This window comes from Pseudoalteromonas sp. S1609, from assembly GCF_005887255.1.
Classification (GTDB): Bacteria; Pseudomonadota; Gammaproteobacteria; order Enterobacterales; family Alteromonadaceae; genus Pseudoalteromonas.
In genome coordinates, this window is record NZ_PNDJ01000073.1 from 1 (window position 1) to 16,916 (window position 16,916).

Annotated in this window: 19 protein-coding genes; 8 read left to right on the forward strand and 11 right to left on the reverse strand. The window is 41.1% G+C overall.

Features of this window, described 5'->3' with window-relative positions; genetic code table 11:
- Positions 1-436: 436 nt before the first annotated feature.
- Positions 437-976 (forward strand): gamma carbonic anhydrase family protein, encoded by a 540-nt coding sequence (locus CWB76_RS16615; RefSeq protein ID WP_138609086.1) that lies wholly within the window; start codon positions 437-439, stop codon positions 974-976.
- 1 nt (position 977) lies between these two features.
- On the opposite strand, the gene CWB76_RS16620 is transcribed toward CWB76_RS16615, so the two are convergent.
- Positions 978-1,232, reverse strand: coding sequence for a DUF1488 family protein (locus tag CWB76_RS16620; protein ID WP_008467093.1), 255 nt, complete (start codon positions 1,230-1,232; stop codon positions 978-980).
- Positions 1,229-2,053, reverse strand: coding sequence for a shikimate dehydrogenase (gene aroE, locus CWB76_RS16625; RefSeq protein WP_138609088.1), 825 nt, complete (start codon positions 2,051-2,053; stop codon positions 1,229-1,231). The genes CWB76_RS16620 and aroE overlap by 4 nt, the downstream gene beginning before the upstream one ends.
- A 52-nt stretch (positions 2,054-2,105) precedes the next feature.
- Between aroE and CWB76_RS16630 the strand changes: the two genes are divergently transcribed.
- On the forward strand, positions 2,106-2,543 hold the full coding sequence (locus CWB76_RS16630) for a group II truncated hemoglobin (RefSeq protein ID WP_010392770.1): 438 nt from the start codon (positions 2,106-2,108) through the stop codon (positions 2,541-2,543).
- A gap of 102 nt (positions 2,544-2,645) precedes the next feature.
- The gene (locus CWB76_RS16635) at positions 2,646-4,250 is read left to right on the forward strand and encodes a methyl-accepting chemotaxis protein (RefSeq protein ID WP_138609090.1); all 1,605 of its coding nucleotides are present in this window, start codon (positions 2,646-2,648) and stop codon (positions 4,248-4,250) included.
- Between the two features lie 46 nt (positions 4,251-4,296).
- Here the strand turns inward: CWB76_RS16635 and hemF are convergent, their stop codons facing one another.
- The 6 genes from hemF to CWB76_RS16665 all read right to left on the reverse strand — a co-directional run bounded on the left by hemF (position 4,297) and on the right by CWB76_RS16665 (position 9,207).
- Positions 4,297-5,214 (reverse strand): oxygen-dependent coproporphyrinogen oxidase, encoded by a 918-nt coding sequence (hemF, locus tag CWB76_RS16640; protein ID WP_010392766.1) that lies wholly within the window; start codon positions 5,212-5,214, stop codon positions 4,297-4,299.
- A gap of 2 nt (positions 5,215-5,216) precedes the next feature.
- Positions 5,217-5,780, reverse strand: a complete 564-nt coding sequence (tsaC, locus tag CWB76_RS16645; protein ID WP_054202933.1) for an L-threonylcarbamoyladenylate synthase type 1 TsaC — start codon at positions 5,778-5,780, stop codon at positions 5,217-5,219.
- A gap of 23 nt (positions 5,781-5,803) precedes the next feature.
- The gene (locus tag CWB76_RS16650; RefSeq protein WP_010392760.1) at positions 5,804-6,379 is read right to left on the reverse strand and encodes a DNA topoisomerase family protein; all 576 of its coding nucleotides are present in this window, start codon (positions 6,377-6,379) and stop codon (positions 5,804-5,806) included.
- A 111-nt stretch (positions 6,380-6,490) separates the two neighbouring features.
- The gene (locus tag CWB76_RS16655; protein ID WP_010392756.1) at positions 6,491-6,964 is read right to left on the reverse strand and encodes a DUF494 family protein; all 474 of its coding nucleotides are present in this window, start codon (positions 6,962-6,964) and stop codon (positions 6,491-6,493) included.
- Between the two features lies 1 nt (position 6,965).
- The gene (dprA, locus tag CWB76_RS16660; protein ID WP_138609092.1) at positions 6,966-8,057 is read right to left on the reverse strand and encodes a DNA-processing protein DprA; all 1,092 of its coding nucleotides are present in this window, start codon (positions 8,055-8,057) and stop codon (positions 6,966-6,968) included.
- A gap of 28 nt (positions 8,058-8,085) precedes the next feature.
- On the reverse strand, positions 8,086-9,207 hold the full coding sequence (locus CWB76_RS16665; RefSeq protein ID WP_138609094.1) for a LysM peptidoglycan-binding domain-containing protein: 1,122 nt from the start codon (positions 9,205-9,207) through the stop codon (positions 8,086-8,088).
- A 119-nt stretch (positions 9,208-9,326) separates the two neighbouring features.
- Between CWB76_RS16665 and def the strand changes: the two genes are divergently transcribed.
- The 5 genes from def to CWB76_RS16690 all read left to right on the forward strand — a co-directional run bounded on the left by def (position 9,327) and on the right by CWB76_RS16690 (position 15,909).
- Positions 9,327-9,833: a peptide deformylase gene (gene def / locus CWB76_RS16670; RefSeq protein ID WP_138609096.1), complete on the forward strand. Its 507-nt coding sequence runs from the start codon at positions 9,327-9,329 to the stop codon at positions 9,831-9,833.
- Positions 9,834-9,864: 31 nt separating this feature from the next.
- Entirely contained in the window at positions 9,865-10,818 is a 954-nt protein-coding gene (gene fmt, locus CWB76_RS16675) for a methionyl-tRNA formyltransferase (protein ID WP_138609098.1), read from the forward strand.
- Positions 10,811-12,106 carry a 16S rRNA (cytosine(967)-C(5))-methyltransferase RsmB gene (rsmB, locus tag CWB76_RS16680; RefSeq protein WP_075169469.1) on the forward strand — a complete coding sequence of 432 codons (1,296 nt, stop codon included), beginning with the start codon at positions 10,811-10,813 and terminating at the stop codon, positions 12,104-12,106. Before fmt ends, rsmB begins: the two co-directional genes overlap by 8 nt.
- 83 nt (positions 12,107-12,189) lie before the next feature.
- A complete protein-coding gene (trkA, locus tag CWB76_RS16685) occupies positions 12,190-13,566 on the forward strand; it encodes a Trk system potassium transporter TrkA (protein ID WP_054202928.1) in 1,377 nt (458 codons plus the stop codon).
- Positions 13,567-13,758: 192 nt separating this feature from the next.
- A complete protein-coding gene (locus tag CWB76_RS16690; protein WP_249363188.1) occupies positions 13,759-15,909 on the forward strand; it encodes a TonB-dependent siderophore receptor in 2,151 nt (716 codons plus the stop codon).
- Between the two features lie 59 nt (positions 15,910-15,968).
- Here CWB76_RS16690 and CWB76_RS16695 read toward each other — a convergent pair whose 3' ends face one another.
- From CWB76_RS16695 to CWB76_RS16705, 3 genes are all read right to left on the reverse strand, one after another.
- Positions 15,969-16,184, reverse strand: coding sequence for an EF-hand domain-containing protein (locus CWB76_RS16695; RefSeq protein WP_010392739.1), 216 nt, complete (start codon positions 16,182-16,184; stop codon positions 15,969-15,971).
- 64 nt (positions 16,185-16,248) lie between these two features.
- Positions 16,249-16,461 carry an EF-hand domain-containing protein gene (locus tag CWB76_RS16700; protein WP_036980747.1) on the reverse strand — a complete coding sequence of 71 codons (213 nt, stop codon included), beginning with the start codon at positions 16,459-16,461 and terminating at the stop codon, positions 16,249-16,251.
- Positions 16,462-16,595: 134 nt separating this feature from the next.
- The gene (locus CWB76_RS16705) at positions 16,596-16,808 is read right to left on the reverse strand and encodes an EF-hand domain-containing protein (protein ID WP_008112939.1); all 213 of its coding nucleotides are present in this window, start codon (positions 16,806-16,808) and stop codon (positions 16,596-16,598) included.
- Positions 16,809-16,916: the final 108 nt, after the last annotated feature.

The window sequence follows — 16,916 nt, forward strand, 5'->3', positions numbered from 1 at the left end:
CACATAGTAAACTAAGCTTGGCTGTTAGAACTCAATCTGTACGAGTGCCCACACAGATGATTGCTTTATATTGTTAAAGAACGTTGCGACGTTGTCGCTAGGGATGCGTATAATACACCCTTTATTTTTCGAGTCAACACTTAATTTTAAACTTTCTTACGATGATTTAAACTCAAGTTTTATTTAACTCTCTGAGTAGTTCGTGCCTCGCTATGCGTTGGCGTTCCCCGTCTCAGTGGGGTCGCATTATAGGGAGAACAGATTTTTACGCAAGTACTTTTTTTAAGAAAAACTAAAAAAACACACTGTTCGGTTAGTATCTGAGCGAAAGCAGGTGAAACTGGTAGTTTTATAATCAATATAGGCTTTGCTGGCACTAAAATAAGCGCTACTGTTACACTAATACTCTTAATATGTTTAATTTAAAGGTGCATATATGGCAATACGTTCTTATAAAGGAATCACTCCTGCGTTTAATGAATCTGTTTATGTAGACGAGTCGTCTGTATTAGTCGGTGATATCACTATAGGTGATGATAGCAGTGTATGGCCGTTAGTTGCTGCCCGTGGTGATGTTAACCATATTCGTATTGGTCAGCGTACTAATATACAAGATGGCAGCGTTTTACACTTATCAAGAGCAACAAAGAATAATCCAGACGGCTACCCACTTATTATTGGTGATGATGTAACCGTTGGTCATAAGGTAATGCTACATGGCTGCATATTAGGTAATCGTATACTCGTGGGTATGGGCGCTATTATTATGGATAATGTGATTGTAGAAGATGAGGTTATTATTGGTGGCGGTGCTTTAGTACCCCCTAATAAGCGTTTAGAGTCTGGTTTTTTATATGTAGGTAGCCCAGCAAAACAAGCTCGCCCATTAACAGAGCAAGAGCTGAGCTTTTTAAAAGTGTCTGCTGATAATTACGTGCAGCTTAAAGATGAATACTTAGCTGAAGACGCTAGTTAATTTAACTAACTAAACTCACTTCTATTTGACCTGCCGAGTTATAGCATTCATCTTCGATAAGCTGCTCGGCACGTTCTTCATAATCAAAACGGTATTGCTCAAAATAACGCGTTGCATGACTCTCATCGGCTAAATTTAAACTACTGACAGCAATCACACACTCAACTAGCATGCCATTTACTTGTGCAAAAAAAACTAATTGATGAGTTGGCTCTCTAAATTCGAGTCGATCTATAAACTGTATTGCTTGATTCATTTAAGCACTCCCTGCTTTAGTGCAGTATTAACAGGAACAATCTCAGGCATTTTATTTCGCCATACATAATAAGCTTGTGCGGCTTGCCCTACTAGCATACCACTGCCATCTAATAGCTTAGCTGCTTTATTGTGTTCGCTGACCCAATTCATGAATAGCGTATTTTGCGTGGCGTAAAACATATCATAAGCCATTTCACATGTGCTTAAGTGCTTTTCGCTTAACGCAGGTAATTCGTTATTCATGCTGCTCGAGGTTGAGTTAATAACTAAATGATAATCAGCAAAAGGAAGGTCGTCAAAACCATACCCCGAAACATTGCCATGCCCAGTGAAGAGTTTTGCCAATGTTTGGGCTTTGTGTGCTGTGCGATTAACAATAACTATCTCTGCGGGATTTTGCTCTAGTAAAGGTAAGATAACTCCTCGAGCAGCGCCACCCGCACCAATGATCAACAGGCGTTTACCTGTTATCGTTATTTTATTGGTCAGTAAGTCGTTAACAAAACCAGTGCCATCAGTGTTATCACCGAGTAAACTGCCATCATCGCGCTTTTTAAGGGTGTTCACTGCGCCTGCCAGTTTAGCAACTGGGGTGAGTTCATCGGCTAAAGCAAAAGCCTGCTCTTTAAAAGGAACAGTGACATTGGCGCCTTTTCCCCCTTGCTCAAAAAAAGCAGCGACTGTTTTTTCAAATCCATCGATAGGTGCTAATATTGCGCGATAGTCGATTTGCTCTCCCAATGATTTTGCAAACTGCTGATGAATAATGGGAGATTTTGAATGTTTGATTGGATTTCCAAAAACCGCATATTTGTCCATTTTAAACAACCTCTTCGCAGTTTTAGTACTGCCTATTAACGATGATAAATTTATGATTAAAAGACTCTTTTCAAGATCAAAGCCGTCTACAACTACGCAAGCACCTACGCCAGATAAAACCCCGTATGAAATCATTGGTGGAGAAGCCCCCACGCGTGCAATTGCCAATAGATTCTACGATATAATGGCCAGTGATGAATACGCTAAACCGTTATATGATATGCATCCTCAACCATTAGACAGAATTCGCCAAGTATTTTTTGAGTTTTTATCCGGTTGGCTTGGTGGGCCTGACCTATTTGTAGAAAAACACGGCCACCCGATGCTGCGTAAACGCCATATGCCGTTCCCTATTGATCAAGACTTACGTGATCAGTGGATGTATTGCATGAATAAAACCTTAGATATAGAAATAGATAACCCTGTGTTACGCGAAGGCTTACGTCAATCACTGGCTCAGCTTGCCAGCCATATGATTAACCAGCATTAACCTACCTCGTTCTTTAATTGTGGATTATTTGCGCTAAGTCAAAATCCGCTTTTCTAAAATATAGATAATACCCTATCAAATAATTAGAAAAGCGTGGCGCGTGTGAAATCAATCCAACATAAAATTTATGCTTTATTAGCTCTAACTGGCGTTATTGTATTAATAGCCAGTATTTTTAGTAGTGCTAGCCAACAGCGCATGCTCGCCCAGGATACGGTGGCAGAAAACATTAAGCTGCTTGCCGATAATTATTTTGATTCAATAAACACCATGATGCTAACCGGTACTATGGCTAATCGAGAATTATTGAGCCAAAAGCTACGCAAACACCCTAATATAGAAGATGCTCATATTATTCGCTCCGATATAGTTAATAATCTGTATGGTGCCGGAAATAAAAACCAAACAGCAAGTAATAACAACGAACGCGAAGCACTAAAGGGTAAAGAAAGCTTATTTATAGAGCAAAACACCGATAGCCGCAGTATGACCTACCTACGCCCTATGTATGCTAGCTCTGATTATAAAGGTACTAACTGTTTAGGCTGCCACCAAGCGCAAGAAGGCGATGTACTAGGCGTGGTAAAAATTAGTTATTCCTTAGCTGATATTGATAATGAGGTAACTTACAATACCTTAGTAACCACCAGCCTACTTTCTACTATTTTTATTATTGCCTTTGTGCTGCTAGGTATAGTGTTTAGAAAAATATTTATAGTGCGCCTTAAAAAGCTCGGCCATGCAATGCACTTAGCCACTACCAATAAAGATTTAACCTTACGCATTGAAGATAACGCCGAAGATGAACTCGGCTGGCTTGCCACCAGCTTTAACCAAATGATTGCTACGTTTAAAGATAATATTGCTCAGGTATCTCACTCTTCAAAAGTACTTATTCATTCAGCAGAGAAAATTTATACCTCGGCCGATACCACTGAGCGCGCTATTTTAGAACAAAAGAAAAGTACCGATTCGGTGGCCGCAGCAATTAATGAACTAGAAAGCTCATCCAATGAAGTAAGAAACACCACTCATTTTGCTCAAGAAAAATCTGAGAACAGTAATGAACTAGCACAACAAAGCATGCAGGTTGCAGAGCAAACCGAACTCAGTATTAATCAGTTAGCAGAAGATGTACGCCAAGCGGCAGATCAAGTAAGACAGCTGCAAGAGCAAACGCTTGAGGTGGGAAAAGTACTTGAGGTGATCAGCAGTATCGCCGAGCAAACAAATTTATTAGCGCTTAATGCTGCCATTGAAGCTGCCCGTGCAGGTGAAGCTGGCCGAGGCTTTGCCGTTGTTGCTGATGAAGTACGTACTTTAGCAACTCGAACTCATGCCTCTACCGATGAAATACGCCGTACTATAGATAAGTTGCAGTCCGAAGCCGCGCAAACCGTTAAAACCATGGGTGAGTCCTGTGCAGAGGCAGACGAAAGAGCGCAACAAGTACAGCAAGTTGCACAGGCTTTAAAAGATATTTCAGGGCAAATGAATGAAATAAATGAGCTCAATATACAAATAGCCGATGCAACAGAGCAACAAAACCAAGCTGCTGAAGAAATAAATATAAGTGTTGTTGGTATTAGCGATAACGCCGAGCAATCATTAGTGGATGCCGATGAAAATCAAAAAGTCAGTGAAGAGTTACTCAATTTAGCTCGTTCGTTAGATGAGCAGGTACGCAGTTTTAAACTTAAACAATAATTTTAAAAGCCAGTCAATAAGCCGTTTATTGACTGGCATATCATTCTTAGCCTAGTGCTAACCAATCACGAGGCTTTAAGAAATCTTTATATAGCAATGCCTCTGCACTGTCTTCGGCTGGGGTATAGTTATACTCCCAACGGGCTAAAGGTGGCATAGACATTAAAATAGATTCCGTACGACCACCGCTTTGTAAACCAAACAATGTGCCACGGTCCCAGACTAAATTAAACTCAACATAACGACCACGGCGGTATAATTGGAAGTCGCGCTGCTGCTCGGTGTACTCATCGTTTTTACGACGTTCAATAATAGGAACGTAAGCATCTAAAAAGCCATTACCCACCGATTGCATAAATGCAAAGCTTTGCTCAAAACCTAACTCATTTAAATCGTCAAAAAATAAGCCGCCTACGCCGCGGGTTTCATCACGATGTTTTAAATAAAAGTATTCGTCACACCATTTTTTATATTTTGGATAAACATCATCGCCAAATGGCTGACACACATCGTGCGCAACTTGATGCCAATGCACTACATCTTCAAGTACAGGGTAAAAAGGGGTTAAATCAAAACCACCACCAAACCACCAAATCGGTTCTTCACCTTCTTTTTCGGCAATAAAAAAACGTACATTGGCATGGCTTGTTGGTATATGTGGGTTTTTAGGGTGAATCACTAACGATACACCACACGCATGAAAACTACGTCCTGCAAGCTCAGGTCTATGTGCAGTGGCAGAGCCCGGCATAGAGGCACCAAATACATGAGAGTAATTAACTCCGCCTTGCTCAATCACATTACCATTGGTGATAACGCGAGTACGACCACCGCCGCCCTCTTCTCGCTGCCAGCTGTCTTCAACAAATTGTGCTTTCCCATCTGCTGCTTCTAAGCCTTGGCAAATGGTATCTTGCAAAGCCATAAAGTAGGCTTTTACTTGTTTTAATAATTCGCTTTGCATAGTTAACCTCTGAATATATTGCCTGTTGTGGCATCTTTAATGGTGCTTGGTTGTGTATTACCACCTAATGGTTCATCAACATAAAAACTAACCTGATCTGCAAACTGCTGCTGCGCCTCAACAATACTTGTTACCGTTGCTTGACCAGTTAAATTTGCACTTGTTGATACCAATGGTTTACCAAACTCTTGGCATAAACGTTTAACTGTAGGATGGTTAGTTACTCTCACTGCAATAGTATCAAATTGCCCTGTTAGCCACTTCGGCGTAGTTTTAGCTGCAGGCATAACCCAGGTAATAGCACCAGGCCAACTTGAAAAAATATCAGCGCGCTTGTCCATGGGCAACTTAGCATCATCCACGTACTTTAATAATTGCCCGTAATTGTCAGCAATTAAAATAAGCCCTTTTTCAACTGGGCGTTGTTTAATACCAAGTAAGCGTTCAACCGCCTGTTGATTGTCAGGATCGCAACCTAAGCCATAAACAGCTTCGGTTGGGTACAAAATAACATCGCCTTGTTCTAAGCTTGTTATTGCAGCAGATAAAGAAGAAAGGTCAGACAAAATTGTCTCCAGAGATATTTATGTTATTCAGTGGCAGCAAACTTATGCATACAGCTTTTTTGTGGGCATTGTAACACAACACCACTCGCGGCTTTTTTCTCAGTAACAACTGGCCAGTCACATACAGGACACGCTTGAGCTACAGGTTTATGATTAAGCGTATATTTACAGCTTGGGTAACAGTCGCAGGAATAGAATACTTTACCAAACTTATTACTGCGTGAAACTAAATGCCCTTTTTTACATTTAGGGCAACCAACCACAGGCTCTTCACTTGGGGTGTCGTCATCGTCACTGGCAATATAGTGGCATTCAGGATAACCCGTACAACCAATAAACATACCGTAGCGACCATTTTTCACCACCAGCGGCTTGCTACACTCTGGACACTCGCTGTCCTCAAGTACTTTTATTTCATTGCTATCATGATGGGCAAGCGGGCGAATAAAATCGCACTTAGGGTAACTAGCGCAGCCTAAAAAAGGCCCCGACTTACTATTACGAATGACGAGTTCTGAACCACATTGCGGGCATATCTCATATTCTTTTTCTAAGGCGTGTTTATTGGCCGAGAAAAGTGAATGATCGATTTTACTCATGTAAATCCTAGTGGTTGGTGAATTTTCGCCTAATATACCCAAAACACTTAAAGATACAAGCTATCGCAGTCGGTTTGTTAACGCTGAAAATAATAAAACACCCAATAATGGTTAATGTAACACTTCGCTAGGCTCATCAAAAATAAGATCTTCCATTTGCTCATACGCCTGCTGAGAATCAGGGGCATTGAATAACACCATCAGAATTAACCATTTTAAATCTTCTAAAGTAATGGCTGAATTATCAAGCGCCGCCAAACGATCCATCACCATTTCACGAGTGGTGCTATTAATAACGCCGGTTTGTTCAACAAACATTAAAAAGCCACGGCATTCAGTATCAAGAACTCGACACTCGCTATCGGTAAAGATTCGCACTGCATGCTGCTCAGTGGCTAATAAATAAGGCGACTCATTACTATATTGTAATGCGGCAAGTTGATCTAACCAGTCAATAGCTTTGTTTATTTCCGGCTTGTTAAACCCAGCGCGCAGTAGCTCATCAGTAAGCTTACTTTGCTCAACAAAAACATCGCTTTCGCTGTGAACATAGTTTTCAAATAAATACATAAGAATATCAAACATATTATCCTCCAGCGCTTAATTTAATATAGCCGTCTAATACTCGCTCAATTTGATCGTCTAACTCTAAATCAAGCAATCGCGCTTGTACTTTATCAATTGGCCACTGCACTCGACGCATAATATCGTCCACACTGGTCACCTCAAACCCAATACTATTAAGTACCTCGCAATCTGAGGTTACAGCATCAGTTAACTCTTTACAGTTTAGACCAGAAGGGTATGAAAAGTTCATCTCATCAAGGATATCTGCGACGTTCTCAACCAGCTTAGCACCTTGTTTAATTAAAAAGTGGCTAGCTTGTGCAAGCGGATTTTTAATTGAACCGGGTACCGCAAAAACTTCTTTATTTTGTTCAAGCGCGTAACGTACCGTAATTAATGAGCCGCTTTTAATTTCGGCTTCAACAATTAAAACGCCTAAAGAGAGCCCTGAAATAATACGATTGCGCCGTGGGAAGTTGTGCGCATTGGCAGCCGTACCAGGCAAAAACTCACTAACCAATAAGCCTGTTGCTAATACTTGCTCTGTGAGTAACTTATGGCGTTTAGGATAGTAAATATCAACGCCTGTCCCTAGCACTGCAATGGTTTTGCCATTTCCTGACAGTGCCCCTTTATGGGCAGCACCGTCAATACCTCGCGCCATACCTGAGGTTACTGTTATGCCAGCAAGGGTTAACTGGTGTGCAAACTCAGCAGCAATTTCAAGCCCTGTAGTCGTTGCGTTTCGACTGCCAACAATGGCTATTTGCGGCGAAGCCAGCAAGCTGATATCCCCTTTACAAAAAAGTAATAGTGGCGCACTGGCTATTTGTTTTAGCTGTTCTGGGTAGGTGGTATCAAAAATACTAATAACAACAATGTTTTGTTGGCTGATCAACTGCTCATAATGTGCAACTTGCTGCCAGTTAGTGTTAAGTAAGTTGCTAGCTTGGTGAGCCGTTAAACCAATGTTTACTAGCTCAGCGTGTGATAAAGAAAACAGCGATGCTAAACTGTATTGTTGAGACAGGGCTAAGAGCGTTTTAATCCCTAGCCCTTTGCATAAGTAAAAGGCAAGCCAATGATTTAGCTTGCCACACGATTGTTCCATGTTCCCTCCTAGAACACCGACTCGCTACTTAATGAATAACTGCTAAATCTCCAATGCGAATTGGGTGCTGATTTTTAGTGATCAGCGCATAACTAACTTTGTCATACACTTTAAAAATAATCATTTCACCAACTTTTTCAGCTGGCATTTTCCACGTTATGCTGTCTTCATCAGTTTCTGAGCCGAATAATTCGCTAGTAGCCGATACCAATTTTTCTAAACGACTTGAATCTTCGGTATAGCGCGGACCTCGAGCACCATCAATTACTTTAGGTGATTGGCGTTCAATATCAAGTACATGGCCCACTTCAACTTGTTGCTCAGAGCCTAAGTTTAGCACCACCACATCCATCGTGCTAAATTCTCTCACTTCACGAGGAGATGCAATTACATGACCCTGCAGCGGCTGGGTAGGACGATGCATATTAAAATACACTGGCAGCATCTGCCCTTCCATGGCGGGTAATAAAAAGTCACCTTGTTTAATTTCACGTTTTACTGATTCAACCCTGACGGAGGCAGGTTCGCCATTGGCAGCATCACCAGCTCTAAAGGCCCGGGCCATACCTACATAAGATGCTCTACTCGCTAGTTCTTCACCTGTTTTAGGGTCGGTGTAAGGCGCTCCTTCATGGTAAATAGCATAAGCCTGATGGCGCTTTAAATTACCTTTAACATATAGAATATGATCAATAGTTTGAGTTTTAGTATTTTCGTTTGCACCTAAAATATAGGGTTTTTCTTTTACCAAATCGCTGTTTATCGCTTGTTCAAATGACAAATACGGTTTAATCAGCGCAAGCGGTAATGTAGTGATAGCGTCTTTCCCTTTAGGAGTAATACGCCCTATAGGTGATAGCTTTCTATACGCTTTATTAATTACTAAACGCGGATTACCGTCTGTATCGTAAATTAATGCTAACGCATCGCCCGGGTAAATAAGATGAGGATTGCCTATTTGCGGATTCATTTGCCATAACTCAGGCCACAGCCACGGCTCGTTTAAATATATCGCTGAGATATCCCAAAGCGTGTCACCTTTTTTTACAACGTACTGTTTAGGCGCGTCTTTTTTTATAGTTAGTACATCTGCTAGCACAGGAAAAGTAGCACTTAATGCAAGTATTATTGCAATGAATGGAGATTTCATTGAGCTTCCTCATAGTGTTTTTTCATTATTATTAATCAAAACCTGTTAAAGGGGAACGTGAATGGCTAAAATAAGAACATACGATACCCTAAATTTAAGCATAAGTGTAAAAGGTAACTATGGCTAGGTTAGAAGTTTTAAGATTTCCAGATGAACGTTTACGTACAATCGCAAAAGAAGTAACTGTTGTTGACGACCAAGTACGTGAAATCGTCAAAGATATGCTAGAAACTATGTACGACGAAAATGGTATTGGACTTGCTGCTACGCAAGTTGATATTCACCAACGTATTGTGGTGATCGATGTATCAGAAGAACGCGATGAACCACTGGTACTTATCAATCCACAAATTATCAAAAAAGATGGCTCTACCGTGAGTGAAGAAGGCTGTTTGTCAGTTCCTCATTCGTATGCAAAAGTTGACCGTGCAGAGACTGTTACCGTGGCTGCACTCAACGAAGAAGGTAAAGAGTTTGTTCTTGATGCCGACGAATTATTAGCGATTTGTATTCAGCATGAGCTTGATCACCTTCAAGGTAAATTATTTATTGATTATTTATCTCCATTAAAGCGCCAACGCATCCGTAAAAAGCTTGAAAAAGAAGCGAAGTTTGCAGCGCAATAATAAGCACCTTAGTAAATAATTAGGAAACTCAGTGACACAACCATTACGCATTATATTTGCCGGTACGCCGGACTTTGCTGCACGCCACCTGCAAGCACTCATCAATAGTGAACACCAAATTGTGGGCGTTTACAGCCAACCAGATCGTCCAGCGGGTCGCGGAAAAAAACTAAAAGCCAGTGAAGTAAAAGCGCTTGCACTAGAACATGAGCTACCTGTTTTTCAGCCGCAATCTCTCAAAACAGATGAGGCACTTGAAGAATTAAACAGCCTCAATGCCGATATTATGATTGTAGTTGCCTACGGTTTAATTTTACCTAAAGCCATTTTAGATGCCCCGCGTTTAGGGTGTTTAAATGTGCATGGCTCTATTTTACCGCGCTGGCGTGGTGCCGCGCCTATTCAACGTGCTATTTGGGCAGGCGATCAGCAAACCGGTGTAACGATAATGCAAATGGATGAAGGGCTAGATACCGGCGATATGCTGCATATTAGCCGCTGCCCTATTGATAATACTGAAACCAGTGTCAGCTTATACACTAAGCTTGCTGAACTCGGGCCTGATGCATTAATCGATACCATAAATCGTTTAGCCAACGGGGAAATAACGCCTGAACCACAAAACGATACCGATGCCAATTACGCTAAAAAACTCTCAAAAGACGAAGCCAACATTGATTGGTCTATGGATGCCGAGCAAATCGAGCGCAACATTCGTGCCTTTAACCCATGGCCAGTATGCTTTACCCAAATGAGTGGTAATACGGTAAAAATATACCAAGCAAATGTGGTTGAACAATCAGGCACAGCTGGCACTGTCTTAGCAAGTGATAAAAACGGTATCGTTGTGGCTTGTGGTAAACACGCTTTATCTATTGGCGAATTACAACCACAAGGCAAAAAGCCAATGGCAATTAATGATTTTTTAAACGGTCGTAGCGATTGGGTCACACCCGGCACTGTATTAGGCGAAAATAATGAGTAATGTAAGCAATGTCAGAGCGCTAGCCGCTGAAACTTTATATAACGTGGTTGATAAAGGAGCATCGCTTAATCAAGAACTTCCTTTCGCTAGCCAAGGCCTATCACCTAAAGATAAAGCTTTACTGCAGCAAATTTGCTACGGAGTATTACGTTACTTACCTAGCCTAGAAAATTATTGCCAGCATCTAGTCGAGCAACCGCTTAAAGGCAAACGTCGTATTTTCCAGTTTTTATTGTATGTGGGCATTTACCAACTACAACACATGCGTGTACCGCCGCATGCAGCAATTAGCGAAACGGTTAATGCGTTACAACAATTGCGTGCTCTTGGCTTAAAAGGGCTTATTAACGCCATTTTACGAAGCTTTCAGCGTCAGCAAGTTGAGCTTGAAGAAAAAGCCAAACAAATTCCGGTATGTTTATACAACCACCCAAATTGGTTTATAAAGCAAGTAAAAGAAGCCTATCCAGATCACTGGGAAGACATTCTAGAAGCAAACCAACAGCAAGCGCCAATGTGGCTGCGAGTGAATCAATCGCAGTTTAGCACCCAAGAATATAGCGAAATGCTAACCGCTAACGATATTGAACATACTCTAAACCCTGATTTTATTGATGGCATTAAACTAAGCAAACCACGCGATGTGTTTTCACTTCCTGAGTTTGATACCGGTGCTTGTTCAGTACAAGATGCGGCAGCGCAGCTTGCAGCTCGCTACCTAGACCCACAAAATGGTGATGCAATACTTGATGCCTGTGCAGCGCCTGGTGGTAAAACCTGCCATATTTTAGAGCTTGCCGATGCAGATGTGCTCGCGCTTGATAGCGATGCCACACGATTAGAACGTGTTAAACAAAACTTAGAACGAATTGGTTTGGGAGCCGACTTACAATGTGGTGATGCATCGCAACCTCACACTTGGTGGGATGAAGATCAGTTTGATCGTATTTTGTTAGATGTACCCTGCTCTGCAACGGGCGTAATTCGTCGTCATCCAGATATAAAATGGCTACGTCGCGCATCCGACATTAACGACTTATCGACCCTACAAGGCGATATACTCGATAGCATTTGGCCATTGTTAAAACCAGGTGGCACATTAGTGTATGCAACTTGCTCGGTACTTCCTCAAGAAAACCAACAACAAGTTGCTAAGTTTTTAGCTAATAACGACGATGTGGAGCATATTCCTCTGCACAGCGAAGACACAAAAACCACACCAGGCTTACAGCTTTTGCCAGGTGAAAGTGACGGTTTTTACTACGCTAAATTAGTTAAAAAAGCCTAGTATTGCAACGCAACACATTTAACTACCTCGCTTTGAGGTAGTTATTATTTTGATGTAATTAGTATTAATAATACGGGTACATAATGAAAATAATCATACTCGGTGCTGGACAAGTTGGCGGCACACTCGCAGAAAACTTAGTGGGTGAACAAAACGAAATAACCGTAGTTGATATCGACGGTAACCGCTTGCGTGAACTGCAAGATAAATACGATTTACAAGGTGTTGCAGGCCACGGCGCCCACCCTGACGTGTTGAGTCGCGCAGGAGCTGAAGATGCCGATATGATTATCGCCGTAACCAGCTCAGATGAAGTAAACATGGTGGCATGCCAAGTTGCTTACAGTATTTTTAATACGCCAACCAAAATTGCCCGCATTCGCTCTGAGCAATATTTAAAATACCGTGAAAAACTCTTTCATAATGATGATTTACCGGTCGATCATTACATAGCCCCAGAAGCACTCGTTACTAAATATATTCGCCGTTTGATAGATTACCCTGGTGCATTACAGGTACTACAATTTGCCGACGGCATGCTCTCTTTAGTAGCTGTAAAAGCCTACTATGGCGGTTTATTAGTAGGCTACGCCTTATCTACACTTAAGCAACATATTCCTAATGTAGAAACCCGGGTAGCCGCTATTTATCGTCAAGGCAAGGCAATAAAACCGCAGGGTACTACTGTAATAGAAGCCGACGATGAAGTATTTTTTATTGCCGCCACCAAACATATTCGTGCGGTAATGAACGAGCTACAAAAACTGGAACGCTCGTACAAAAAAATTATGATAGCCGGTGGCGGTAATATTGGTGCAGGCCTAGCCCGTTCACTGGAAAGAAACCACAGCGTTAAATTATTAGAACGCAGTAAAGAGCGCGCAGAGCAACTCTCTGAAATGCTAGACAACACCGTGGTATTTTGTGGTGATGCGTCCGATCAAGAGCTGCTCTCAGAAGAACACATTGAACAAGTTGATGTTTTTATTGCCGTTACTAACGATGATGAAGTGAATATTATGTCGGCCATGCTCGCAAAACGCATGGGGGCACAAAAAACCATGGTGCTTATTCAACGAGGTGCTTACGTTGATTTAGTACAGGGCGGCGAAATAGATATTGCTATTTCACCACAACAAGCGACTATTTCTGCGTTACTTACGCACGTGCGCCGAGGCGACATTGTAAACGTGTATTCACTGCGTAAAGGGGCTGCAGAAGCCATAGAGGCAGTTGCCCATGGTGATGAAAACACATCTAAAGTAGTGGGTCGCGCGATTGCAGATATTAAATTGCCAGCAGGTACCACAATAGGTGCAATTGTACGTAATGACGATGTACTCATTGCCCACGACGACACGATAATTCTATCAGGCGATCATGTAATTATGTTCTTAATTGATAAAAAGCACATTAACGTGGTTGAAAAGTTATTCCAAGTTAGCGCAATCTTTTTATAAGTAATCCCTCCTTTTTATTCACAACGTGCTTGTAAGTAAAAAGGAGAACACTTAAATCTAAATGAAAATCATTATCAAAAGCATTTACTAATAAAGAAAAATCTATTAGTCTCTTCTTGCTCGATTATCAAGCAGCGACATCTACTGATGTGAAAAGTTAATTTCACGTTTTTAAATAAAAATGGATTTCAAATGATACACCTACTCTCAAAGAAAAATTCTCCCGTAACTCATTACACTCTGGTTGGTCTTTTATTTTCAGCAGTTTCAACTCAAACGCTCGCCCACACTAGCAAAGATATCGAAAGGTTAACCGTTATTGGAGAGCAAGCGAACGGCTATAAAGTTAATTCCATGAGCTCTGCAACAGGTCTTGAGCTATCACATTTGCAAACACCGCAATCAACGATAGCGATAACAAGCGATTTTATGGCAGACCAACAACTAAACACCGCAATTGAAGCTATAACCAGTGTAACAGGCATAAATGCTCGAGAAGCAGATAATGGCAAGTTTTCTATTTCAGCCCGAGGTATTAGTGTCACCAGCATACTTTATGATGGCATAGCGACCACCTATGACACCCGCTTTAATTATGGAGATAACCTAACCGATACCGCAATTTATGATCGTATCGAAATAGTTAGAGGAGCAACGGGGCTAATGCTGGGCGCAGGTAACCCTTCGGCAGCAATTAATTTGATACGTAAACGTCCAACTGCAAACACTCAAATAAATCTTACTGCTTCATTAGGCTCATGGGACAACTACCGTGCGATGGTGGATGTGTCGGGAAGCATAAATAATAGTGAAAGTATAAGAGGACGGGCTGTTGTTGCTTATCAAGATAGACACTCATATCAAGATCGCTTCTCGCAAACCAGTCAAACATTGTATGGCATTATTGAGGCAGATCTTTCTAACAGTACTTTATTGACTCTTGCTGTTGATAATCAATCGACAACCCCTAAAGGAACAATGTCAGGTGGTTTGCCTATTTTTTATAGTGATGGCTCCCGCACTGCTTATGACAGAGGTGCTTCAACGGCTCAAGATTGGGCCTCTTCTCGAACCGATGCACTTAATGCGTTTATTCGTCTAGAGCATTACTTTAACGCTAACTGGCAGCTAACCGCTAATTATGTCTATGGTGATAACGATCTAGATTATGATGTGTTTTGGGTAAAAGGAGAGCCCGATCCTATAAACAACACTGGAATGAAACCCGGTTCTATAAACTATATTGATGCAAACAGAACGCAGGATACCTATGAGGTCGAACTCAATGGTCGGTTTAATTGGCTGGGCCAAAGTCACCAACTGCTATTTGGTTATAATACCCAAGAGCAACAGTTTTCGACCCCTTATTATGCTAGTCAACAAAGTGACTATATTATCGGCGATTTCACTGACTCTAGTTATAGCATTGCAAAACCAAACTGGCAGTCAGAAGCGGCTTACGGCTCTTATGGCACAACTAAACAAGATGCACTTTATGTTGCTGCACAACTAAATATAACCGATGCCTTGTCTTTAATTGTTGGAAGCCGGTTAAATCAATGGCAAACCAATCAAGATAATTTTGGTCGCATGCATGATTATAAAATAAGTGATGAACTAACTAATTATTTTGGAGCAACTTATGAACTGACACAGAGTTGGGCTTTGTATGCTAATTACACTGATATTTTTACACCACAAAGTCGAGTTGATAAAAATGGACATTATTTAAGCCCTATTGAAGGTAAGAATTATGAACTTGGCATAAAAGCTTCTGTACTTGATGAACGTTTAGACATATCCCTTTCTGGATTTAAAATTTATCAAGATAATGTAGGCGAGTACACGGGAGATACCATTGCAGAAACACTTCAGGCCATCTACAAGCCCATTGACGGCACATTAACTCAGGGCTACGAGCTAGAAATCAACGGAAAATTAACCGACAACTGGAACGCTTATTTTGGCTATACCCATAGTAAAGGCGAAAAACCGGATAATACGGTATTAAATACCACCAACCCAAAAGATCAATTTAAACTTTTTACTAGCTATCAACTCTCAGGTGCATTAGACAATCTAAAAGTGGGTGGTGGCTATCGCTGGCAAAGCAATAGCTATGATGAAGTTAAAAACCCTGTTTATGGCGCTGTTGAGGTAAACCAGCCTAGTTATGGTATTGCAAGCCTAATGGCGAATTATCAAATGAATGAGCAATTATCTGTTAGCCTAAATATCGATAACTTATTTGATAAGCATTATTACAGTCAAATTGGGTTCTATAACCAATATCGTTATGGCAAGCCAAGAAGCTTCTCTCTCCAACTTAAATATAGTCTCTAACAAGCACAAAAAAGCCGCTGACTATTAAGCGGCTTTAGTGGAGTATGATGGGGTAATACTTATTGTACTCTTGCAAACTCTTCTTTAGAAAGTTCACCATTTCCGTCAGTATCTAAGTCATCAAAAATATTCATTAGTTGTTTATTAGACGCTGCTTCCTGCTGACTAATTACACCGTCGCCATTGCTATCAAAAGAGGCAAAGTCTACTGCTGCGTATGCCGCTGATGATGACGCTAATACTAAAATCGCAAGTGTTGTGTTTAATGCTTTCATAATAAGTCTCCTTAAAGAGGGAAATCCTTTTCTGAGATCCCTGTGCAATGAAAAAAGTTAAAAATTAAAAGTTTGCAAACTCAGCTTTAGAAAGCTCACCATTACCGTCAGTATCAAGCTCAGTAAATGCGGCCGTTAAATCAGCATTTACAGCAGCTTCGCTTTGACTAATAACCCCATTACCGTCGGCATCAATTGTGTCAAAGTCGCTAGCGGCAAAGGCTGCTGATGAAGAAGCTAGCGCGATAAGTGCGAATGTTTTGTGTAATGTTTTCATAATTTAATCCTTCAAAATGTAATGCTTTGTGCTATTGGAAATATCAGGCTATAACCGTCCTTGTCATTCTTTTTCATAGGCTCCCTTGCCTACTTAGGTTGTCTTTGGCAACTCAGAATATGCCTAGTCTTAGCTTATGCTTTAGAAAATTCTGCTTTTGATAGCTCACCGTTTTGGTCTGTATCAAGCTCTGAGAACATGCTCATTAGCTTTGCATCAACTGATGCTTCACTTTGGCTAATAGCACCGTTACCGTCGGTATCAAGTGTATCAAAATCGCTGGCAGCAAAAGCTGCTGATGAAGAAGCCAATGCGATAAGTGCGAATGTTTTGTGTAATGTTTTCATAATGAGTATTCCTTAAAATCGTTTAAATAATGTGGGAGATTTAGCTCCCAAAGTTTAATAGCTTAGGATTATGCTTTAGAGAACTCTTCTTTTGATAGCTCACCGTTT